This window comes from Streptomyces scopuliridis (assembly GCF_042790125.1).
Lineage (GTDB): Bacteria > Actinomycetota > Actinomycetes > Streptomycetales > Streptomycetaceae > Streptomyces > Streptomyces scopuliridis_A.
This window is the reverse complement of sequence record NZ_JBHTZS010000002.1, coordinates 108,981-130,293: the sequence shown is the minus strand read 5'-3', so window position 1 is coordinate 130,293 and position 21,313 is coordinate 108,981. Positions and strand designations below refer to the sequence as shown.

17 protein-coding genes are annotated in these 21,313 nt (G+C 72.0%); 8 read left to right on the top strand and 9 right to left on the bottom strand.

From position 1 onward, the window contains the following. Nucleotides 1–23: 23 nt before the first annotated feature. The 6 genes from ACFRKB_RS02810 to ACFRKB_RS02785 form a co-directional block, all read right to left on the bottom strand. Nucleotides 24–1,271: a CaiB/BaiF CoA transferase family protein gene (locus ACFRKB_RS02810; protein ID WP_383102725.1), complete on the bottom strand. Its 1,248-nt coding sequence runs from the start codon at nucleotides 1,269–1,271 to the stop codon at nucleotides 24–26. Continuing rightward, the gene (gene rbsK / locus ACFRKB_RS02805; protein ID WP_383102723.1) at nucleotides 1,268–2,158 is read right to left on the bottom strand and encodes a ribokinase; all 891 of its coding nucleotides are present in this window, start codon (nucleotides 2,156–2,158) and stop codon (nucleotides 1,268–1,270) included. Before rbsK ends, ACFRKB_RS02810 begins: the two co-directional genes overlap by 4 nt. Next, nucleotides 2,155–3,546 (bottom strand): ADP-ribosylglycohydrolase family protein, encoded by a 1,392-nt coding sequence (locus ACFRKB_RS02800; RefSeq protein ID WP_383102721.1) that lies wholly within the window; start codon nucleotides 3,544–3,546, stop codon nucleotides 2,155–2,157. Before ACFRKB_RS02800 ends, rbsK begins: the two co-directional genes overlap by 4 nt. Then, complete coding sequence (locus ACFRKB_RS02795; protein ID WP_383102719.1) at nucleotides 3,543–4,760, bottom strand: ADP-ribosylglycohydrolase family protein; 1,218 nt, start codon at nucleotides 4,758–4,760, stop codon at nucleotides 3,543–3,545. Before ACFRKB_RS02795 ends, ACFRKB_RS02800 begins: the two co-directional genes overlap by 4 nt. Further along, nucleotides 4,717–5,994, bottom strand: a complete 1,278-nt coding sequence (locus tag ACFRKB_RS02790) for an ADP-ribosylglycohydrolase family protein (protein ID WP_383103262.1) — start codon at nucleotides 5,992–5,994, stop codon at nucleotides 4,717–4,719. The genes ACFRKB_RS02795 and ACFRKB_RS02790 overlap by 44 nt, the downstream gene beginning before the upstream one ends. A 317-nt stretch (nucleotides 5,995–6,311) precedes the next feature. Continuing rightward, nucleotides 6,312–7,340: an ADP-ribosylglycohydrolase family protein gene (locus tag ACFRKB_RS02785; protein WP_383102717.1), complete on the bottom strand. Its 1,029-nt coding sequence runs from the start codon at nucleotides 7,338–7,340 to the stop codon at nucleotides 6,312–6,314. A gap of 264 nt (nucleotides 7,341–7,604) precedes the next feature. Between ACFRKB_RS02785 and ACFRKB_RS02780 the strand changes: the two genes are divergently transcribed. From ACFRKB_RS02780 to ACFRKB_RS02760, 5 genes are all read left to right on the top strand, one after another. Then, nucleotides 7,605–8,333 carry a VIT1/CCC1 transporter family protein gene (locus ACFRKB_RS02780; RefSeq protein ID WP_383102716.1) on the top strand — a complete coding sequence of 243 codons (729 nt, stop codon included), beginning with the start codon at nucleotides 7,605–7,607 and terminating at the stop codon, nucleotides 8,331–8,333. A gap of 431 nt (nucleotides 8,334–8,764) precedes the next feature. Beyond that, complete coding sequence (gltB, locus tag ACFRKB_RS02775) at nucleotides 8,765–13,348, top strand: glutamate synthase large subunit (RefSeq protein ID WP_383102714.1); 4,584 nt, start codon at nucleotides 8,765–8,767, stop codon at nucleotides 13,346–13,348. Next, nucleotides 13,341–14,801, top strand: a complete 1,461-nt coding sequence (locus ACFRKB_RS02770; RefSeq protein WP_383102712.1) for a glutamate synthase subunit beta — start codon at nucleotides 13,341–13,343, stop codon at nucleotides 14,799–14,801. The genes gltB and ACFRKB_RS02770 overlap by 8 nt, the downstream gene beginning before the upstream one ends. A gap of 244 nt (nucleotides 14,802–15,045) precedes the next feature. Beyond that, complete coding sequence (locus ACFRKB_RS02765; RefSeq protein WP_383102710.1) at nucleotides 15,046–15,801, top strand: vWA domain-containing protein; 756 nt, start codon at nucleotides 15,046–15,048, stop codon at nucleotides 15,799–15,801. Then, the gene (locus tag ACFRKB_RS02760) at nucleotides 15,798–16,499 is read left to right on the top strand and encodes a HutD/Ves family protein (RefSeq protein ID WP_383102709.1); all 702 of its coding nucleotides are present in this window, start codon (nucleotides 15,798–15,800) and stop codon (nucleotides 16,497–16,499) included. The genes ACFRKB_RS02765 and ACFRKB_RS02760 overlap by 4 nt, the downstream gene beginning before the upstream one ends. On the opposite strand, the gene ACFRKB_RS02755 is transcribed toward ACFRKB_RS02760, so the two are convergent. Next, on the bottom strand, nucleotides 16,471–17,166 hold the full coding sequence (locus ACFRKB_RS02755; protein ID WP_383102707.1) for a TetR/AcrR family transcriptional regulator: 696 nt from the start codon (nucleotides 17,164–17,166) through the stop codon (nucleotides 16,471–16,473). The genes ACFRKB_RS02760 and ACFRKB_RS02755 overlap by 29 nt on opposite strands. Before the next feature lie 102 nt (nucleotides 17,167–17,268). Here ACFRKB_RS02755 and ACFRKB_RS02750 point away from each other — a divergent pair, with 102 nt between their 5' ends. Next, the gene (locus ACFRKB_RS02750; RefSeq protein ID WP_383102705.1) at nucleotides 17,269–18,198 is read left to right on the top strand and encodes an SDR family NAD(P)-dependent oxidoreductase; all 930 of its coding nucleotides are present in this window, start codon (nucleotides 17,269–17,271) and stop codon (nucleotides 18,196–18,198) included. Between the two features lie 185 nt (nucleotides 18,199–18,383). Here the strand turns inward: ACFRKB_RS02750 and ACFRKB_RS02745 are convergent, their stop codons facing one another. Further along, nucleotides 18,384–18,950, bottom strand: a complete 567-nt coding sequence (locus ACFRKB_RS02745; protein ID WP_383102703.1) for a hypothetical protein — start codon at nucleotides 18,948–18,950, stop codon at nucleotides 18,384–18,386. On the opposite strand from ACFRKB_RS02745, the gene ACFRKB_RS02740 reads away from it, so the two are divergent. Together ACFRKB_RS02740 and ACFRKB_RS02735 are read left to right on the top strand one after the other, a co-directional pair. Next, on the top strand, nucleotides 18,933–19,118 hold the full coding sequence (locus ACFRKB_RS02740; protein ID WP_383102702.1) for a hypothetical protein: 186 nt from the start codon (nucleotides 18,933–18,935) through the stop codon (nucleotides 19,116–19,118). The two genes, ACFRKB_RS02745 and ACFRKB_RS02740, sit on opposite strands and share 18 nt — an antisense overlap. A gap of 105 nt (nucleotides 19,119–19,223) precedes the next feature. Beyond that, nucleotides 19,224–19,505, top strand: a complete 282-nt coding sequence (locus ACFRKB_RS02735) for a hypothetical protein (protein WP_383102700.1) — start codon at nucleotides 19,224–19,226, stop codon at nucleotides 19,503–19,505. A gap of 21 nt (nucleotides 19,506–19,526) precedes the next feature. Here the strand turns inward: ACFRKB_RS02735 and ACFRKB_RS02730 are convergent, their stop codons facing one another. Next, the gene (locus tag ACFRKB_RS02730; RefSeq protein WP_383102699.1) at nucleotides 19,527–21,308 is read right to left on the bottom strand and encodes an ABC transporter permease; all 1,782 of its coding nucleotides are present in this window, start codon (nucleotides 21,306–21,308) and stop codon (nucleotides 19,527–19,529) included. Nucleotides 21,309–21,313 lie beyond the last annotated feature (5 nt).

Sequence of the window (21,313 nt, the reverse complement as noted above, 5' to 3'; positions counted from 1 at the left end):
ATAGAGCCAGGTGAGCGGCGCCGTCACAGCGCGCCCGCCGAGCGGAGCGCGGCGATCTCGGGCCCGGACAGGCCCAGCTCGGCCAGGACGGTGTCGGTGTCCGCGCCGTGCGGGCGGCCCGCCCAGCGGATGGCACCAGGGGTCTCGGAGAGCCGGAAGAGGACGTTCTGCATCCGGAGGGGCCCCAGCTCCGGGTCGGGGACCTCGGTGACGGTGTCCAGGGCCCGGTATTGGGGGTCCGCCATGACATCGCGGATGTCGTAGACGGGCGCGACCGCCGCCTCGGCCTTCTCGAACGCGGCCATGGCCTCCTCACGGGTGTGCCGGGCCATCCAGTCGCCGACGGCGCCGTCCAGCACGTCCGCGTGGTCCGCGCGCCCGCTGCCGGTGGTGAACCACGGCTCGTCGATCAGCTCCGGGCGGCCCACCAGGCGCATCACGCGCTCCGCGATGGACTGCGCGGAGGTCGAGACCGCCAGCCAGGAGCCGTCGGCCGTGCGGTACGTGTTGCGCGGGGCGTTGTTGCGGGAGCGGTTGCCGGTGCGTGGCTGTACGTAGCCGAGCTGGTCGTACCAGAGCGGCTGCGGCCCGAGGACGGTGAGGATCGGTTCGATGATCGCCAGATCCACCACCTGGCCACGGTCCGTGACGGACCGGCCGCTGAGCGCCGTCATCACCGCGTACGCCGTGGCCAGCGCGGCGATCGAGTCGGCCAGGCCGAAGGGCGGCAGCGTGGGCGGGCCGTCCGGCTCGCCCGTGACCGCGGCGAACCCGCTCATCGCCTCGGCGAGCGTGCCGAACCCCGGGCGGTGGGAGTACGGGCCGAACTGTCCGAAGCCCGTGACCCGGGCCAGGACGAGCCGGGGGTTGGCGGCCGACAGCTCGTCCCAGCCCAGGCCCCATTTCTCCAGGGTGCCCGGCCGGAAGTTCTCGATGATCACATCGGCCCCGGCGGCGAGCCGGAGCAGCAGATCACGGCCGCCCGGAGTGGCGAGATCGAGCGTGATGGGGCGCTTGTTGCGGCCGAGGAGCTTCCACCATAGGCCCACGCCGTCCTTCGCGGGGCCATGGCCGCGCGACGGGTCGGGGCGGGTGGGGTGCTCGATCTTGATCACCTCGGCGCCGAAGTCACCGAGCATGGTGGCGGCGAGCGGGCCCGCGAAGAGCGTCGCGAGGTCCAGGACGCGCAGCCCGGTGAGCGGCGGTGCGGGTACTGGCCGCTGAGACGCGGGAGAGCTGGGGGCGGGGCCGTTGAAGGCGGGCACGGTCATCGGACCTCGATCTCGATCTCGGTGCGGTACGGCATGGAGGTGGACGCCCCGGGGCGCCGCACACAGAGCGCGGCGGCGGCCGACGCCCAGCGCATCGCCTCGGGCATGGGGCGGCCCTCGCACAGTGCGACGGTGAGGGCGCCCACATAGGTGTCGCCGGCGCCGGTGGTGTCCACGGCGGGCACCCGGGGAGCGGTCACGGTGACGGGCGCCGCGTCGCGGGTCGCGTACAGACTCCCCGCCGCTCCCATGGTGATCACGACCTCGGGGACCTGCCGGAGCAGGGCCTCGGCGGCCTTGCGCGGAGCGGCGATCCCGGTAAGGGTGGCCGCCTCGTGCTCGTTGGGGACCAGCAGATCGACGGTGGCGAGGAGTTCCGGCGGCAGGGGCTGGGCGGGCGCCGGGGTGAGGACGGTGCGTACGGAGTGGCGGCGCGCCGCCTCCGCCCCCTCCAGCACGGCGTTCAGCGGAAGTTCGAGCTGGAGGAGCAGGGCGTCGGCGGCGGCGATCACGGTCTCGTCGCCGGGGCCGAGCCCGCTGACCGTACCGTTCGCCCCCGGGATGACGACGATCGCGTTGCGGCCCTGGTCGTCGACGACGATATGGGCGGTGCCCGAGGCGCCCTCGTCGGTGCGCAGGAGATCCGTGTCGACCCCGGAGGCTTCGAGGGTGTGCCGCAGCAGCTCGCCGTACTCGTCCGCGCCGACCGCGCCGATCATCGCGACCTCACCGCCCGCGCGGGCGGCGGCGACGGCCTGGTTGGCGCCCTTGCCGCCGGGGATCGTGCGGAACTCCCGGCCGGTCACGGTCTCCCCGTGCTTCGGGGCGTGCTCGACATACACGACGAGATCCATATTGGCGCTGCCGAGCACCACGATGCCGCTCATGTGCGACGCGCCTCCTCCCCGGCCGGGCCGGCGGTGACGGTGCGGGTCAGCTCGGCCAGGGCGTCGAAGCCGGTGCCGTCTAACCCGGCGACGGAGGTGGCGAGCCGGTTCTTGAGCGGGGCGGTCCAGCGCTCGGGCAGTCCGGCAGGATGGCCGGCCAGCAGTCCGGCGACGGAACCGGCGGTCGCCCCGTTCGAGTCGGTGTCCCAGCCTCCGGACACCGCACGGCAGATGGAGCCGCTGAAGTCGCCGTCCGCGTGGGTGAGCGCGGCGGCCAGCAGCGCGGCGTTGGGCAGGACATGGACCCAGTGGTAGTGGCCGTACGCGGCGTGGAGCGCGTCGGCCACGGTCTCGAAGTCCCGGTGGGCGCGGGCGGACGCGATCCCGAAGGCGACCGCCCCGGCGAGGCGGGAGCGCGGGGGTACGACGGACAGCCCGGCCCGCAGACAGCCGTGCACATCGCCGGTCCGGGCCGCGGCGGCGATGACGGCCGCGACGAACATCGCCCCGTACACCCCGTTCGCCGTATGCGTGAGGGTCGCCTCCCGGTGCGCCTGCGCGGCGGCGGCGGCCGGGTCGCCGGGGTTCGTCCAGCCGTGGACGTCGGCGCGGATGGCCGCCCCGATCCACTCACGGAACGGATTGCGGTACCGGGCGGTCTCCGGCGGCTCGATCCCGGCGAGCAGATTGCGGTACGCGACCCGCTCGGCGGTGAACGTACGCCCGGCCGGCAGCTCGTCCAGCCAGAGCCGCGCGACCTCGGCGGTGCTGAAACCGCGGCCGTGGCGTTGGAGCAGAAGCACCGTGAGCAAGGGGTAGTTGAGGTCGTCGTCCTCGGGCATCCCGTCAATGTTCTCGGCGAGCGAGACCGGCGCCGAGCGGCGGTTCCACGGATACGCGGCGGCCAGCTCGTCCGGCACCCCTTCGGCCGTGAACCAGGTGCGCAGCGGCCAGTTGCCGGTGGCGCGGGCGAGAGCCCGGATGCCGGAGAGCGGCAGCTTCTCGACGGGTTTGCCCAGCAGACAGCCCACGGCCCGGCCGAGCCAGGCGGCGTGCAGCCGGGGGACGGGGAGGGCGGGCGACGGCTCGGCCGGGGGGTCCGGCCAGGAGGGGCACGCGGCTCTGATCGCGGACAGATCCGTCGGTTCGGTCGCTGCGAGGGGGGTGGGAAGCGCGGCCAGTTCGTCCAGTAACTCACCGGCGAGTGCGCGCAGTCGAGGGGTGGCAGGGGCGGGGGAGGCGCCCGCGCGGTCCGGGGCGGGCAGGCCGCCCGCCGCGTGCCAGCGGTCGGCGAGCCGGGTCGCGTCGCGGCCGTCCTGCGCGGCCTGCCGCAGTTCGTGGCCGATCAGATCCTCGGGCTGTACCCAGGTGAGACGCAGATCCGTCATCGCACGCCCGCCGGTTGCTGAACGTCGGCGATATGAGGGGACGTCACCTGCGAGGGCGTCAGTTCGATGAAGGCCGCCTCGTGCGCGCGACGGCGTTCCGTATCGCGGGCGAACACCTCGTACGCCACCTTCGTCAGCGCCCGCGCCGGGGCGTGCAGATCGAGGCGGCTGGCCTCGGCCACGTCCCGCGCCCACTCGGCGGGGACGGCCGCCTCACCGCCCAGCGCCCCGGCGAGCGCGCCGCTCATGGTGGCGATCGAGTCGCAGTCCCGGCCGTAGTTGACCGAGCCGAGGACGGTACGGCGGTAGTCGCCCCCGCCGATCAGCAACATGCCGAGCGCGATGGGGAGTTCCTCGATGGAGTGCAGCCGGGAGGGGCGGCGGGCGCCGAGCGACGGGGCGCGGTAGTGCGGGCCGACCGTGTCGAACGGTGCGACCGCCTCGCGCAGTCCGCGCAGCGCGGACTCCGTATCGCGGTGCCGGGCGGCCACCGCGCACACCGCCTCGATCGCCGCGCGGGTGCCGTCCTTCGCCAGGCCCAGACAGGCCGCCACGACCGACGCGGGCGTGGCGGCCGGCAGACACGCGGCGGCCACGGCGGCGGCGAACACCCCGGCCGCCTCCCGCCCGTACGAGGACTGGTGCGCGCCGGCCACCTCGATCGCCTCGGCGTAGGCGGCGGCCGGATGCGCCGCGTTGACCAGCCCGACGGGTGCCATGTACATCGCCGCACCGCAGTTGACGATATTGCCGACGCCCGCCTCGCGTGGATCGGCATGTCCGTAGTGCAACCGGGTGACCAGCCACTTCTCCGCGAGGAAGATCCGCTGGAGCGGCAGCGCCTCGGCCTCCAGCTCGGGGATCCAGCGCGGGGTGGAGATCAGGTCGGGGACGAGGTGGTCGGCGACCGCGTACGCGTCGAGATGGTCGCGGACCCGCTCGTACACCCGGATCAGCGCGTGGGTCATCAGGGTGTCATCGGTGATGTGCCCGTCGCCCTTGTGGTACGGGGCGAGCGGGCGGGCGGTGCGCCAGTCCTCGTTCCACGGTCCGACGATGCCGGACACCCGGCCGCCGTGCCGTTCCACGATCTGCTCGGGGGAGTACCCCTCGACGGGACCGCCGAGCGCGTCACCGACGGCCGCGCCGATCAGACAGCCGGTGATCCGGTCAGTGAGGGGTGGTGTCGCCGGAGATGCGCTCTGTGGTGTCATGTCGGAATTGTCCACCCGGAGTGGTCAGTTCCGTGGCTGCGAGCAGTCCGGCGAGTTCGACGAGATCGGTCCCCGCGAGCCGGGGGAGCGCGCACCCCGCCAGCGTCCGGCAGGCGTCCCGCCAGGCGGCCGGCACGGCGTCGCCCCCGCCGAGCGCGCCGGTCAGCGCACCGGCCAGGGCGGGCGCGGAGTCGGCGACCCTGGAGAGACAGGCGGCGGCGGGCACCGCTCCGGCGACACCGCCCCCGGCGGCGAGGGCCAGGGCGAGCGCGACCGGGACGGTCTCGGCCGCGGCGATGCCGTAGCTGTAGACGTGGTCGACGATCTGATGCTCCAGCAGCGGTACGAGCGCGAAGGCGCCGGCCGGTTCACCGGCGAAGTCATGGGCCAGTTTGACGGCGTGGCGGGCATTGCGGCCGATCTCCGTGGACTCGGGCAGCTGGTCGAGGGCGGCCTCGACGGCGGCCTCGGTGTCCCCGCCGCCGAGCGCGGTCGCGACGGCCGCCGCCATGGCGCGGGCGCCGTGCACCCCGTCGCCGTCCTGGGTGTACCGGGCGTCGAACTCGGCGAGTGCGGCGGCGGCGGCCGGATCGCCGGGGTGGACGACGGCGAGGACGGCGGCCCGTACGCACGCGGCGTCGTCGAAGTAGTGCGGGTTGTCATGGCCGGTGGCGGGCGGGCGCAGCCCGGTGGCGAGATTCCCGAGGCCCGCGCGTACGGAGATCCGCGCCCGCAGGGGCGGTACGGCCGACTCCACCTCGGGCGCGCGGGCAGCCGCGGCGGCGATCTCGCCGGCGAGGGAGTTCCACGCGCGGTCGACGGCGGCCCGCATCCGGCGGTCGGCGCCCAGGTGCTGGAAGAGATCACCGGCGGCGGTGAGGACGGACTCGGCGGCGAAGGCGGCCCACTCGGCGTCGTCGGACGGGCCGAGCCTGAGCGGCTCGGGCGGCTGGTTGAGCGCGATGGGCACGGGGAGGGTGGTGGTCGCGTTCTGCTCGGCGAAGGTGTCCAGCTCCCGGGTGAGCCGGCGCGTCCACTCGGGCATCCGCGCGGCCCGGTGGCGGGCGGCGGGCCACCCGGCGGCGTCCCCGGCGGCGAGCCCGAGGAGCAGCCCCTCGATCCGGCGGAGGGGGGCGCCGGGGGCCTCGGGGGCGCCGTCTTCGGCCGCCGCGTACCGGGAGCCGGGTGCGGCGGACGGCGGTGCCTCGTTGACCGGCCCGCCTACGGCCGGCACCTGCCGGAGGCCGCGGGAGCCGTCCGTGCCGGGTGCGGACCGTGGGCCGGTTCCGGCCGATCCGCGGGGAGCCCCGGCCTCGGGCGGCGCCGGCGGTCCTTCGGTGGCGCCCGGGAACGTGCCCGAGCCCGGAACGTACGGATTCTCGGAGGCCTCTGAGGCCTCTGAGGCCTCCGCAGGCTCCACGTTCTCCGTCGTCGCCGGGCAGCCGGTGCCGGAAGGTTCCGGCGCGCGGGACGCGTCGGCCCCCGCCCGGTCCTCGCGCGCCCGGTCCTCGCACGTCTGGTCCTTATGTGTCCGGTCCCGCTCGATCGCTGTCATGACGCCACCCTTTCGTCGTAGTCCGGCATGAGCAGGTCCGCGATGTCCAGAACGTGGTAGCCGCGCATCGAGGGCAGGCAGCTGCCCCGGACCGGGCCGATGACCGAGGACCACTCCTCCGGGATCGCCGCCGCCCCCGACATCGCCCCCGCCAGGGCGCCCGCCACCGCCGCCGTGGTGTCGGCGTCCCGGCCCATGTTGACCGCCGTCAGGACCGACGTACGGAAGTCCCCGCGCGCCGCCGCGAAGGCGCCGAAGGCCAGGCCCACCGCCTCGGGGGCCAGATCCGTCCAGGGGTAGCCGCCGATGACCACCGAGGAGCGGACGGCGCGCTCCATCGTGAGCGTGTCGGGGTAGGCGCGCTGCGCCGCGACGACCCCGCGGCGCAGGGTGCGGGCCGTCCAGGAGTCCATCGGGACCACGGAGAGCGCGGCGGCGATCACCGACGCGGGCCCCGCGCCGCCCATCGCGGCGGCGACCCCGGCCGCCACCGCCCGGCCGCCGTAGATGCCCTCGCCGTCGTGGCTGACCCGGCCGTCGACGGCGACCAGCCGCGCGGCCTCCTCGGGGCGGCCCGCGGCGAAGACACCGAACGGCGCCGCGCGCATCGCGAGCCCGTCGCTCCAGGCGTGCCGGTGCTGGGCCGTGATGGGCGCGGCGAGCCCGCGCCGCAGATTCTCCAGCGTGCCGCGCTCGCTGAAACCGGCCCCGCGGAAGGGGCCCTCGTCATGGTCCGCGAGCCAGTGGTGCCAGGCGTTCTCCACATGGGCGACGGTCAGGGCCGAGCCGTGCCGGGCGAGCAGCAGCCCGGAGAAGATCGCGTACTCGGTGTCGTCCGTGCCCGCCGGGCTCTCGGCCACGAACCCTTCGATACGGCCCCACCGGCGGCGGATCTCCGAGGGCCGCATGTTCTCCGCCGGGGCGCCGATCGCGTCGCCCACGGCGAGCCCGAGCAGGGCACCGCGCGCCCGGTCTCGGAGTACCGCGACCGCGTCGACGGCGGGGTCGCGAGGGAGTGACTCCATGGTGTGGCCCTTTCGCACGAGCCTGTGACACCGCATCCGTGTCACGGCATCTCTGCCACACGGAGGGCCGGGGGAGTCCGGGAAACCCCGCTGTCACCCGGGTGACGTCTCCTCCGAGCCATGCTCCAAGGCCGGTAAGTACGGCCTTCCTTGCTGGCGGGAGCCATTTTTCGTGCGTATTTTCGAAGCGTTGAGAGGGGTGGCACCGGTCTCCGGCGGGCCGGGATCGATCCGCCCCCGCGAAAAGGAAAAAGGGGGAGAAGCATGTCCATCATCGAGACCGAGGCAACGCTCCACGAGGCTCACCGCGACAACCACACGCATCGCGATGTGAACGGCGGCTGGCTGCGCCCCGCGGTGTTCGGCGCGATGGACGGGCTGGTCTCCAACCTGGCGCTGATGACCGGTGTCGCGGGCGGCGCGCTCTCCCAGCAGACGATCGTGATCACGGGCCTCGCGGGCCTGGCGGCCGGCGCGTTCTCCATGGCGGCCGGCGAGTACACCTCGGTCGCCTCCCAGCGCGAGCTGGTCCAGGCCGAGCTGGAGGTGGAGCGCGGGGAGCTGCGGAAGCACCCCGCCGACGAGATGGAGGAGCTGGCCGCGCTCTATGTGTCACGCGGCGTGGAGCCCGAGCTCGCCCGCGAGGTGGCCCGGCAGCTCTCGAAGGACCCCGAGCAGGCGCTGGAGATCCACGCGCGCGAGGAGCTGGGGGTCGACCCGGACGATCTGCCGTCGCCGCTGGTCGCCGCCGTGTCGTCGTTCGGCTCGTTCGCCCTGGGCGCGCTGCTGCCCGTCCTGCCGTATCTGCTCGGCGCCACTGCCCTGTGGCCCGCCGTGCTGCTCGCGCTGACCGGCCTCTTCGCCTGTGGTGCGCTGGTGGCGCGGGTGACGGCACGCAGCTGGTGGTACAGCGGACTGCGGCAGCTGTTCCTCGGCGGAACGGCCGCGGCGCTCACGTACGGGCTCGGGGCGCTGTTCGGCGCGGCCGTCTGAGGCGGGACTTTTCCCCTCGTCCCGGCCGTCCCGAAATCGGGTGCGAGGCTCTAATCTGGACAGGGCCCCCGAGGGTGGGCGGGCGGAAACGCCCGCCCTGTAACGTACGTCCCCGCGCGTTCCGGCCTCCGGGATGCGACACTTTGCCAGCGCCATACCCACAGCCGTTACCCGGCGGTTTCGAGTCGGTAATCACCGGGCATGAGCCGGAGGCGCCGCGGGCAACGAAGCCTGCTCCGTCTCCCCCCAGCCGACCGGACGGCGATCTGTCCGTCCGCTCCCCCATTCACCGCAATGCGCGGTGTCCACATGTTGGAACACGCTATCCGCTTCCCGAGAAGCTGCCCATCATGTAACCTGCACGAAATTTCTTGGAGGGCCAACGTCGTCCCTCGGTACTCGCATATGCCACGACGACGACGGGAGAGCCGATGCGTTCCGACGCCTGGTCGCCCATGGACGGTCGCCCCGCCCCGCAAGGGATGTACGACCCCCGTAACGAGCACGACGCCTGTGGCGTCGGGTTCGTGGCCACCCTCACCGGTGTAGCCAGCCATGCGCTGGTGGAGCAGGCGCTGACCGTACTGCGCAATCTCGAACACCGCGGCGCCACCGGCTCCGAGCCCGACTCCGGCGACGGCGCCGGAATCCTCCTTCAGATCCCCGACGTCTTCCTCCGCGAGGTCGCCGGATTCGAGCTGCCCGAGGCCGGCTCGTACGCCGTCGGCATCGGCTTCCTGCCCGCCGACGACGCCACGGACGCCGTCTCACGTATCGAGACGATCGCCGCCGAGGAGGGCCTGACCGTCCTCGGCTGGCGCGAGGTCCCCGTCGCCCCCGAGCTGCTCGGCTCCACCGCCCGCTCGACGATGCCGGCCTTCCGCCAGCTGTTCGTCGCGGACGGCGTGAGCGCGGGTATCGCACTGGACCGCAAGGCGTTCCTGCTGCGCAAGCGCGCCGAGCGCGAGGCCGGTGTCTACTTCCCGTCCCTCTCCGCCCGGACGATCGTCTACAAGGGCATGCTCACCACCGGGCAGCTGGAGCCGTTCTTCCCGGACCTCTCCGACCGCCGCTTCGCGACCGCGATCGCGCTGGTCCACTCGCGGTTCTCCACCAACACCTTTCCGAGCTGGCCGCTCGCCCACCCGTACCGTTTCGTCGCGCACAACGGCGAGATCAACACGGTCAAGGGCAACCGCAACTGGATGCGCGCCCGCGAGTCGCAGCTGGCTTCGACGGCGTTCGGCTCCGCCGACAGTGGACGCGGTGGTACGGAAGCGCTGGAGCGGATCTTCCCCGTCTGTACGCCGGACGCCTCCGACTCCGCGTCCTTCGACGAGGTACTCGAACTGATCCACCTCGGCGGCCGGTCGCTGCCGCACTCCGTGCTGATGATGGTCCCCGAGGCGTGGGAGAACCATGACTCCATGGACCCGGCCCGGCGCGCCTTCTACCAGTTCCACGCCACGATGATGGAGCCCTGGGACGGCCCCGCCTGTGTCACCTTCACCGACGGCACCCAGGTCGGCGCGGTCCTCGACCGCAACGGACTGCGTCCGGGCCGCTACTGGGTGACCGACGAAGGGCTCGTCGTCCTCTCCTCCGAGGTCGGCGTCCTCGACATCGACCCGGCCAAGGTCGTCCGCAAGGGCCGCCTCCAGCCCGGCCGGATGTTCCTCGTCGACACCGCCGAGCACCGCATCATCGAGGACGACGAGATCAAGGCGTCCCTCGCTGCCGAGCAGCCCTACCAGGAGTGGCTGGAGTCCGGCGAGATCGAGCTGTCGGATCTGCCCGAGCGCGAACACATCGTGCACACCCACGCCTCCGTCACCCGCCGCCAGCAGACCTTCGGCTACACCGAGGAGGAGCTGCGCGTCCTGCTCGCCCCGATGGCACGGGCCGGCGCCGAGCCGATCGGCTCCATGGGCACGGACTCGCCGATCGCCGCGCTCTCCTCCCGGCCCCGGCTGCTCTTCGACTACTTCACCCAGCTCTTCGCGCAGGTCACCAACCCGCCGCTGGACGCCATCCGCGAGGAGCTGGTCACCTCGCTGCGCTCCTCGCTCGGCCCGCAGGGCAATCTGCTGGAGCCGGTCGCCGCGTCGTGCCGCAGCGTCACGCTGCCCTTCCCGGTGATCGACAACGACGAGCTGGCCAAGCTCGTCCACATAAACGCCGACGGCGACATGCCCGGCATGAAGGCCGCCACGCTCTCCGGTCTCTACCGGGTCGGCGGCGGCGGTGACGCCCTCGCCACCCGTATCGACGAGATCTGCGCCGAGACCGACGCCGCGATCGAGAGCGGCGCCCGGATCATCGTGCTCTCCGACCGGCACTCCGACGCCGAGCACGCCCCGATCCCCTCGCTGCTGCTGACCGCGGCCGTGCACCACCACCTCATCCGTACCAAGCAGCGCACCCAGGTCGGGCTGCTGGTCGAGGCCGGCGACGTCCGCGAGGTGCACCATGTCGCGCTGCTCATCGGCTACGGCGCCGCCGCTGTCAACCCGTACCTCGCCATGGAGTCCGTCGAGGACCTGGTCCGCGCCGGTACGTTCATCGAGGGGCTGGCGCCCGAGCAGGCGATCAGGAACCTGATCCACGCGCTCGGCAAGGGCGTCCTGAAGGTGATGTCCAAGATGGGCATCTCCACCGTCGCCTCCTACCGGGGCGCGCAGGTCTTCGAGGCCGTCGGCCTGGACCAGTCCTTCGTCGACAAGTACTTCAACGGCACCGCCACCAAGATCGGCGGCGCCGGTCTCGATGTCGTCGCCGAGGAGGTCGCCGCCCGGCACGCCAAGGGCTACCCGGCCTCCGGGATCTCCGCGAGCCACCGCAAGCTGGAGATCGGCGGCGAGTACCAGTGGCGCCGCGAGGGCGAGCCGCATCTCTTCGACCCGGAGACCGTCTTCCGGCTCCAGCACGCCACGCGCTCGCGCAGCTACGACATCTTCAAGCAGTACACGAACCGGGTGAACGAGCAGTCCGAGCGGCTGATGACGCTGCGCGGCCTGTTCAACTTCGCCTCCGGCCGTACGCCCGTACCGCTGGACGAGGTCGAGCCCGCCTCCGAGATCGTCAAGCGCTTCTCCACCGGCGCCATGTCGTACGGCTCGATCTCCCGCGAGGCGCACGAGACCCTCGCCATCGCCATGAACCAGCTGGGCGGCAAGTCCAACACCGGCGAGGGCGGCGAGGACGCGGACCGGCTCTACGACCCGGCCCGCCGCTCCTCCATCAAGCAGGTCGCCTCCGGCCGCTTCGGCGTCACCAGCGAGTACCTGGTCAACGCCGACGACATCCAGATCAAGATGGCCCAGGGCGCCAAGCCCGGCGAGGGCGGCCAGCTGCCCGGCCACAAGGTCTACCCGTGGGTCGCCAAGACCCGGCACTCCACCCCGGGCGTCGGGCTGATCTCCCCGCCGCCGCACCACGACATCTACTCCATCGAGGATCTCGCCCAGCTGATCCACGACCTCAAGAACGCCAACCCGCAGGCCCGCATCCATGTGAAGCTGGTCTCCGAGGTCGGCGTCGGCACCGTCGCCGCGGGCGTCTCCAAGGCGCACGCCGATGTCGTCCTGATCTCCGGCCACGACGGCGGTACGGGCGCCTCGCCGCTCACCTCGCTCAAGCACGCGGGCGGCCCCTGGGAGCTGGGCCTCGCCGAGACCCAGCAGACCCTGCTGCTCAACGGCCTGCGCGACCGCATCGTCGTACAGACCGACGGCCAGCTGAAGACCGGCCGCGATGTCGTCATCGCCGCGCTGCTGGGCGCCGAGGAGTTCGGTTTCGCGACCGCGCCGCTCGTCGTCTCCGGCTGCGTCATGATGCGCGTCTGCCATCTGGACACCTGCCCGGTCGGTATCGCCACCCAGAACCCGGTGCTGCGCGAGCGGTTCTCCGGCAAGGCCGAGTACATCGTCAACTTCTTCCAGTTCGTCGCCGAGGAGGTCCGCGAACTCCTCGCGGAGCTGGGCTTCCGTACGCTCGAAGAGGCCGTCGGCCACGCCGAACTGCTCGACACCGAGCGGGCCGTGAACCACTGGAAGGCGCAGGGCCTCGACCTGAAGCCGCTCTTCCATGTGCCCGCGCTGCCCGAGAACGCCGTACGCCACCAGGTCATCGGCCAGGACCACGGCCTGGAGAAGGCGCTCGACAACGAGCTGATCAAGCTCGCCGCCGACGCGCTGAGCGCCGAGAGCGCCGAGGCCGCCCAGCCCGTACGCGCCCAGATCGGCATCCGGAACATCAACCGGACCGTCGGCACCATGCTCGGCAACCAGGTGACGAAGAAGTTCGGTGGCGCGGGCCTGCCCGACGACACCATCGACATCACCTTCACCGGCTCCGCGGGCCAGTCCTTCGGCGCGTTCCTGCCGCGCGGTGTCACGCTCCGCCTGGAGGGCGACGCCAACGACTACGTCGGCAAGGGCCTCTCCGGCGGCCGGGTCGTCGTACGGCCCGACCGCGGCGCCGACCACCTCGCGGAGTACTCCACCATCGCGGGCAACACCATCGCCTACGGCGCGACCGGCGGCGAGCTGTTCCTGCGCGGCCGGACCGGCGAGCGCTTCTGCGTCCGCAACTCCGGCGCCACCGTCGTCTCCGAGGGCGTGGGCGACCACGGCTGCGAGTACATGACCGGTGGCCACGCCGTCGTCCTCGGCGAGACCGGCCGTAACTTCGCGGCCGGTATGTCGGGCGGCATCGCGTACGTCATCGACCTCGACGCCGACAACGTCAACGCCGGCAATCTGGGCGCCGTCGAACAGCTCGACGACACCGACAAGCAGTGGCTGCACGATGTGGTGCGCCGCCACCAGGAGGAGACGGGCTCCACCGTCGCGGAGAAGCTGCTCGCCGAGTGGGACACCGCGGTGGACCGCTTCAGCAAGATCATCCCGACCACGTACAAGGCAGTGCTCGCCGCCAAGGACGCCGCCGAGCTGGCCGGTCTCTCGGAGACCGAGACCACCGAGAAGATGATGGAGGCGGCGACCAATGGCTGACCCGAAGGGCTTTCTCACCACCGGGCGCGAGGTCGCCAGGACCCGCCCCGCCGAGGAGCGCGTCAAGGACTGGAACGAGGTCTACGTTCCGGGCTCGCTGCTCCCGATCATCAGCAAGCAGGCCGGACGCTGCATGGACTGCGGCATCCCGTTCTGCCACAACGGCTGTCCGCTCGGGAATCTGATCCCCGAGTGGAACGACTACGCGTACCGCGAGGACTGGACGGCCGCGAGCGAGCGGCTGCACGCCACCAACAACTTCCCGGAGTTCACCGGGCGGCTCTGCCCGGCCCCCTGTGAGTCGGCGTGTGTTCTCGCGATCAACCAGCCCGCCGTCACCATCAAGAACGTCGAAGTCTCGATCATCGACAAGGCGTGGGACAGCGGCGATGTCACCCCGCAGCCGCCGGAGCGGCTCTCCGGCAAGACCGTCGCCGTCATCGGCTCGGGCCCGGCCGGACTGGCCGCCGCCCAGCAGCTGACCCGGGCCGGTCACACCGTCGCGGTGTACGAGCGCGCCGACCGGATCGGCGGACTGCTGCGGTACGGCATCCCCGAGTTCAAGATGGAGAAGTCGCACATCAACCGCCGTATCGAGCAGATGCGCGCGGAGGGTACGAAGTTCCGCACCGAGATCGAGATCGGCCGGGACATCGACGCGGCGAAGCTGCGCAAGCGGTACGACGCCGTCGTCATCGCCGCGGGCGCCACCGTCTCGCGCGATCTGCCCGTCCCGGGCCGTGAGCTGAACGGTGTCCACTTCGCGATGGAGTACCTGCCGCTCTCCAACAAGGTGCAGGAGGGCGACCTGACCGTCTCCCCGATCTCCGCCGAGGGCAAGCACGTCGTGGTCATCGGCGGCGGCGACACCGGCGCGGACTGCGTCGGTACGGCGCACCGCCAGGGCGCCGCCTCCGTCACCCAGCTGGAGATCATGCCGAAGCCGGGCGACGCGCGCGCCGCGCACCAGCCGTGGCCGACCTTCCCGATGCTCTACAAGGTCACCTCCGCGCACGAGGAGGGCGGCGAGCGGGTCTACTCCGTCTCCACCACCCACTTCGAGGGCGACGAGGACGGCAACGTCCAGTTCCTGCACCTGGTCGAGGTGGAGTTCAAGGGCGGCAAGCTGGAGCAGAAGCCGGGCACGGAGCGGAAGATCCCGGCCCAGCTGGTCACGCTCGCCATGGGCTTCACCGGCACCGACCAGGAGAACGGTCTGGTCGAGCAGTTCGGTCTGGAGCTGGACGAGCGCGGCAACATCGCGCGGGACGCGGACTTCGCGACCAACGTGCCCGGCGTGTATGTCGCCGGGGACGCGGGCCGCGGTCAGTCCCTGATCGTGTGGGCGATCGCCGAGGGCCGCTCGGCGGCGCGCGGTGTGGACCGGATGCTGACCGGCGCGAGCGATCTGCCGGCCCCGATCCGTCCGACGGACCGTGCGCTGACGGTCTGATACGTCACCGGCGCCATCGGCGCCATCGGTTTCAAAGACTCCCGTACAACGGCGTACGGGCGGTGTCGGCCCGGGGAGCGTCTCCCGGGCCGTCCCGCAAGACGCGGCGCCTGCCCCCAGTCCCCGACCGGACGATGGCAGGCGCCGTGGCGTGCGTAACGGCTGGCATAATCGCGAGACTCGCCACCTCGCGAGACTTGCCACTCCGCGAGACTCGCCACCCGTCGACCGCAGAGGATCCAGCATGGTCACCGCATCCGCCCCGGAAACGGCGCCCTCCGGACCGGCCATCAGCCTCCGGAAGGTGGAGGAGACGGCCCCGGCGCTGGTCAGCCTCTACAAGAGCGCGGCGGTCTCGCTGGCGAAGAACGGACTGGGCGGAGAGCGGGCGGCCGTCTATCTGGTGCTCGACTACTCAGGCTCCATGCGGGAGTACTACAAGGACGGCAGCGTTCAGGCCCTGGCCGACCGGGTGCTGGGACTCTCCGCGCATCTCGACGACGACGGCACCGTGCCCGTCGTCGTCTTCTCCACGGACATCGACGCGGAGTCGGACATCTCGCTGGCCGGCCACCACGGACGGATCGACGCGATCATCGCCGGGCTCGGTCACATGGGCAAGACCAGTTACCACCTGGCCATGGACGCCGTCATCGACCACTACCTGGACAGCGGCTCGACCGCCCCGGCGCTGGTGGTCTTCCAGACGGACGGCGGCCCGGTCAGCAAGCCGGCCGCCGAGCGGTATCTCTGCAAGGCGGCCGAACTGCCGCTGTTCTGGCAGTTCATCGGCTTCGGCGACCCGGACAGCAGACAGTTCGACTTCCTCAGGAAGCTCGACGAACTCGCCGTCCCGGCGAAGCGGCGCGTCGACAACGCCGGGTTCTTCCACGCGGGCAAGGACCCGCGCCGGGTCGAGGACTCCGTCCTGTACGACCGGCTGGTCGGCGAGTTCCCCCAATGGCTGAGCCGGGCACGGGAGTTGGGCATCGTCACATGAGGCCCCGGATCCTGCGCGCGGCGGGGCGGGCGGCCGTGCCGTGGAAGAACGGCGGCGGAGTCACCCGCGAGATCGCCTCCTGGCCCGAGGGCGCGGGTACGGCGGACTTCGACTGGCGGATCAGCGTCGCGGACGTCGCGGCCGACGGCCCGTTCTCCACGTTTCCCGGGGTCGACCGGACGCTGACCGTGGTCGAGGGCGCGGGCATGGACCTCATGGTCGGCGACCGGCGCGAGCTGGTCGACGAGCGCGGTGTCCCGGCGGACTTCCCGGGCGATCTCCCCACGCACTGCCTGCTGCTGGCGGGCCCGGTCGTCAACTTCAACGTCATGTGGCACCGGGAGCGGGTCTCGGCGTCGGTCGCGGTCGTACGCGGCTGCCTCCCGGTCCCCGTACCACCGGGGGCGACGGTGGTGGCCGTCGCGCTGGAGGGTCCGGCGACGCTCGGGAGCGTCATGCTGACCCGGTACGACGCGGTGCTTCTGACCTCGGGGGCGGCCACGGGGGCGCCGGCGCCGGGCCGGGAGTGGGAGGCGACGCCGGGGCCGGCGGAGCCGGTGTCCGGACTGGAGCCGGGGTCGGTGTCGGGGCCGGCGCTGGGGCCGGAGTCGGCGCCGGGGCCGGGGAGCGCGCCCCTGACGCTCCGGAGCGAGGGACCGGCGGCGCTGGTCACGCTCCGGCGAGCAGCCCGTCGATGAGCACGCGAAGCTTCCACGCGGCACGGGTCGCCCCGTCACCCCCGGTCAGCAGCGGGGTCAGCGCGCGGATCGTGGGGTAGCGCTCGGCGGGCAGCGACCGGTAGAGGGCGTCGAGCCGGCCGGTGAACGCCTTCTCCGCCTCGGCCGACGAGCCACCCGGCCGCTCCTGGCTCCGCCGGGCGCGGGACCACATCGCCTCCTCCAGCGCGGACGAGGCGATGTACTGGCCGATCAGATCCGCGGCCCAGGCGCAGGCGGCGTCGCTGATCCCGCCGGACCGCAGCAGCCGCAGCAACTCCTCGGTGATACGCAGGATGTGCGGACCGGGCAGAGCGCCTGTCATACCGACGGTGGCGATGTCGTTGTGGGCGGCGAGCGCGGTCACGGCGCGGTCCACGAGCAGTTCGAGCCGGGTGCGCCAGTCCCCGTCCGCCTCGGTGGGCAACTCGACACCCGCCACGGCCAGGTCATGGGCGAGGGCCATCAGCGCGCCCCGGTCGGGCACATACACATACAGAGAGGCGGGCCCCGTCTGTACGGCCTGGGAGACCCGCCGCATGCTCACCGCCTCGCACCCCAGCTCGTCCACGAGGGCCAGGGTGGCGGCCACGATCGCGTCGAGGCTCAGTGTGGTTTTCGCGGACCTGGTCCGGGGGCGGGCGGGCATGGCCCTCATCCTAGCTTGACGAACGACGTTCGCTAAGGGCAGTCTGCCATTGACGAACACCGTTCGTTCCGCCTCGTTCGCTCCCTCCGAAGGAGACCCGTCATGACCTGGGACGTACACCGCCTGCCGCGCGCCGAGGGCAAGACCTTCCTGGTCACCGGCGGGAACGCGGGGATCGGCTACTTCGTCGCGGAGCAGCTCGCCACGACCGGGGCCGTGGTCGTCATCGCCGGCCGCAGCACGTCGAAAGCCGAAGCGGCGACGGACTCGATCCGCTCGCGCGTACCGGGCGCGCGCGTGCGCCACATACCGCTGGACCTCGCCGATCCCGCCTCGATCGGGAAGAGCGTGTACGCGCTCGACGTCGAGGCCCTCGACGCGGTGGTCCTGAACGCCGGTGTCCTGCTGGACGATCCACCGCGCCGCGAGACCGCCGCCGGCCATGAGCTGATGTTCGCCACCAACCACCTGGGACACTTCGCCCTGACCGCGTATCTCGCCCCGCTGCTCCACGCCGCGCCCGCCGCCCGGGTCGTCACCACGGGCAGCTTCGCCGCCGGAAGCGAACGGATGGACCTCGACGACCTCCAGAGCACCCGCGACTACCGGCCCAAGCGCACCTACGGGCGCTCGAAACTGGCGCAGATGCTGTTCGGCCTCGAACTCGACCGCCGGCTGCGGGCGTCACACACCACCACCATCAGCGTGGTGTCCCACCCCGGCGGCGCCCTGGACGCCCTGACACCTTCCCGCCCGCCGCTGCACGTGCGCACCACGGGCCGGCGGCTGCGCGGTCTGCCGCTGGGACTCCTGGTCCAGGGCAAGGAAGCGGGCGCGTGGCCGGCGGTCCGAGCCGTCCTCGACCCGTCCGTACACGGCGGCCTGTTGATCGGCCCCCGGGTACTCGGCCTGCGCGGCAGACCACGGTTCGAGCGGCCGCGGGAACACCTCGCCGACACCGCCACGGCGCGACACCTGTGGACGGCCAGCGTCTCCCTGACGGGCACGGACCCGGCTCCCGGTGTCGGCTGAGCGCGGCGGGACTGTTGGCTGTTTACCCGTGAAGGAGACCGCTTTCCGGCAGGAGCGTCGCCATGGGGCCGCACGGGGTGAGCCGGTCGACGGATTGCGGGTCACGGCCTGCTGGGTGGCCCACTGGGCGGTCTCGTGGTCGGGGTATGTGGCAGAACGAGTTGCGCATGGTCATCGCCTTCGGCTCAGTAAGCGTTGAACCGCCAGAAAACGCCGACCTCGGAGGCCGATACGACGAGGAGCCCGAGGTCCATCAGGTGCTCCGTGATTCCGACTCCACCTCTGATGGGCTGGAAGAAATCCGGATCCCTTGTGGTGCGAGCGTTTCCGGCTGTCGTGTAACAGATGGCATCGCGCCCGAACCGTGCGAGCAGGATGCGGGCGTCGGCGAGTAGTTGCTCTTTCCTGTTGACGAAGTCCGGAATGTTCTTGACCTCGAACCATTCATCGGTCAACGCCACAATCAATGGTGCGGCCGAGTCCAGGGAGATCTCATGGAGACCTTCACCGAGGGCGCTTTCCGGGGACAGGGTGAAGGGGAACGAGCGCGGCCGTTGCTCGGCTTCTGCCGGATCGCTCTCGCTGTCCCAGTCGAGCGTCACCCAGCCGCGCGGGTCCTGCGTCTCCTGGGCCATGATCGCGAGGGCGTCCGTACGCCAGTCCTCGGTGGCACCATCAAAAAGAGCTACGACCAGCTCGGCCGTCTGATCTCGTACACCGACGCCGACGGCGGTGTGTCCAAACTCAATCACTACAGCTCCGACGACGACACCTCGCGCTGGACCGTGGAGGACACCGCGACCGGCGCTCCGACCCGTAGCGTCAACGGCTTCGACGGGTCGCCGCGGACCACTGGTTCTGGGACCCGTACATCACGGACCTACGTCTCCTCGTACCGGATCGTCTACACACGAGGCTGACCGGACCGCTGACCGACCCTGAGTAGTGTGGCGATCCGCGGACCACTCTGCGGATCGCCACCGCCATCCCCCCGAAGCCCCGCCGACCCGCACCGGAGACCCCTCATGCCGTTCGTCATCGCCCTCATCGGAATCTCCCTGCTGGGCCTCACCCTGTGGTACTCGCTGCGCGTCACCAAGCTGCGTGACCTGCCCACCTGGCGCAGATTCCTCCCCCTGAGCCTTCTCGCGCTGTCCACCGCGGCCAGCCTGCTGCGAGCCGCCGACATCCCCCAGGTCGCCAACGCGGTCGCGTTCCCCCTGCTCCTGGCCGCGATCGCGGTGTCGGTGACGGAGGTACGGGCGGAGAGCGGGCGGCGCGGTGCGGTCGTCCTCGGCGAGAAGTGACTCCCTCGGGGAAGCACCCGCTCACGTTGTTTCGGCGCTGAGGGTCTGTGCGACGGACCGGCGGGCCGCGATGCGGGCGGGCAGGGCGGTGAGTACGGCTGTCGTCAGTACGGCCGTGAGCGCGGCGCCGAACAGCCACCAGGCCGGAGGGGAGACCGTCCCCGCGTTGCTGAAGGGCCAGCAGAAGGCGATTCCCAGGGGGACGCCGACGAGGGCGCCGGGCACGGTGGGCAGGAGTTGTGCGGCCGAGAGCCCGGCCGTGATCTGTCCGGGGGTGGCGCCGAGAGTACGGGCGACGGCCATGGTGTGCCGGGCCTCCAGCGCCGTGGTCCACGTGGTCGTGAGGGTGTTCACGGCGGCGAGGGTGACCAACGCCGCGGCGACGACGACTATCATCTGCCGGCTTTGCGCGTCCTTCAGGCTGCCCAGGTGGGACGAGCCGATCCCGTAGCTCACCTGGCGCTGGACGAAGATGATCAGCAGTGCCGTGATCGTGATGACGGTGGCCGCGATGCCGCATGCCTGCGAGAAGGCGCGGCCGGGCCGACGGGCGATCAGGCGCAGCCCGAGCAGGACAGGGACCGGCAGCATCGCGGACAGCCGTGTCAGACGGGCCCGGTGGGCGGGTCGGTGCGCGGTGTCGGCCAGCGCGGCGACGGTTTCGGTGCGCACGGCCCGCAGGGTCGGGCCGAGGGTGGTGAGGACGGCCACGGCCAGGGCGACGACGGTGGTGAGGGCGATGGTGCCGCCGCTCGGTCCGGCGGAGACGGTCAGCAGGCTGGCGGTGGGGTTGACGATGGCGGGCTGGGTGAGCCGCGCGGCCAGCAGGCCGAGTGCGTCGGCGATCAGTGCCAGGGTCACGTACTCGGTGAGCAGGACGGCGGCGATGAGGCCGGGCGTGGCGCCGACGGCCTTGAGCAGTCCCACGCGGCGGGTCTGCCGGGCGGCGCGTCCCGCGGCGAGAGTGGCCACGCCCGCGATGGCGAGGAAGCTCAGCAGCCAGCTGCCGATGACCAGGATCGGCTGGCTCGCCTCGATGATCGTGGCGTCCTGGACGATCATGAACTGCCAGCTCTGGAAGTTCGCGTGGACCGAGGGGCCACGGTGCGAGTCGATGAACGCCTGGGTCGCGTCCGGGTCGCGCAGCTTCAGGTAGAGGAGGGAGGCCACCGGCAGATCCCTGGAGGCCAGCTCCCGGGTGTCCTGTTCGCTCATCCAGACCAGACCGCTGTAGTCACTCGGCCCGCCGCCGGGACCGGTCAACTGCGCGAACGGATAGACGGTGCCGGCAGCGCTCACGGCCGTCCCGACGACCGGCAGGGAGCGGCCGGCGACGGTGACGTGGTCGCCGACGCGGACGCGCAGCGCGGTGGCGAAGCCGCGTTCGACCACGACGCCTCCGGAGCGTACCCAGCTGCCGGAGGTCACCAGAGGGCGGTCCACCGGGCCCGGTTTCGCGTCGGCGGCAGTCACCACCACCTGCGAGGTGGAGCCGTTCGCCGTGAGTTCCGAGTAGTACTGGAGGTAGGGACCGCTGTGGGCGGTGACCGCGGGGTCGCTCGTCAACGAGACCTGAGTCGCGGTCGTGGCGGGGGAGTTGTCGGGTGAGACCGCCACCACGTCCGGCCCGGCCGTGACGGCGCGTGTGTGGCGGTAGAGCGTCTCGGTCGCCGCGCCCAGCGACGCGCCCAGGGCCAGCATGCAGGTGGCGACCGTGAGGGAGAGCAGAAGAATCGCGGCCTGGCCGGGGTGGTGGCGTACATCGGACCGGACGAGGCGGAACACGAGCAGGATACGGCCCATGACGG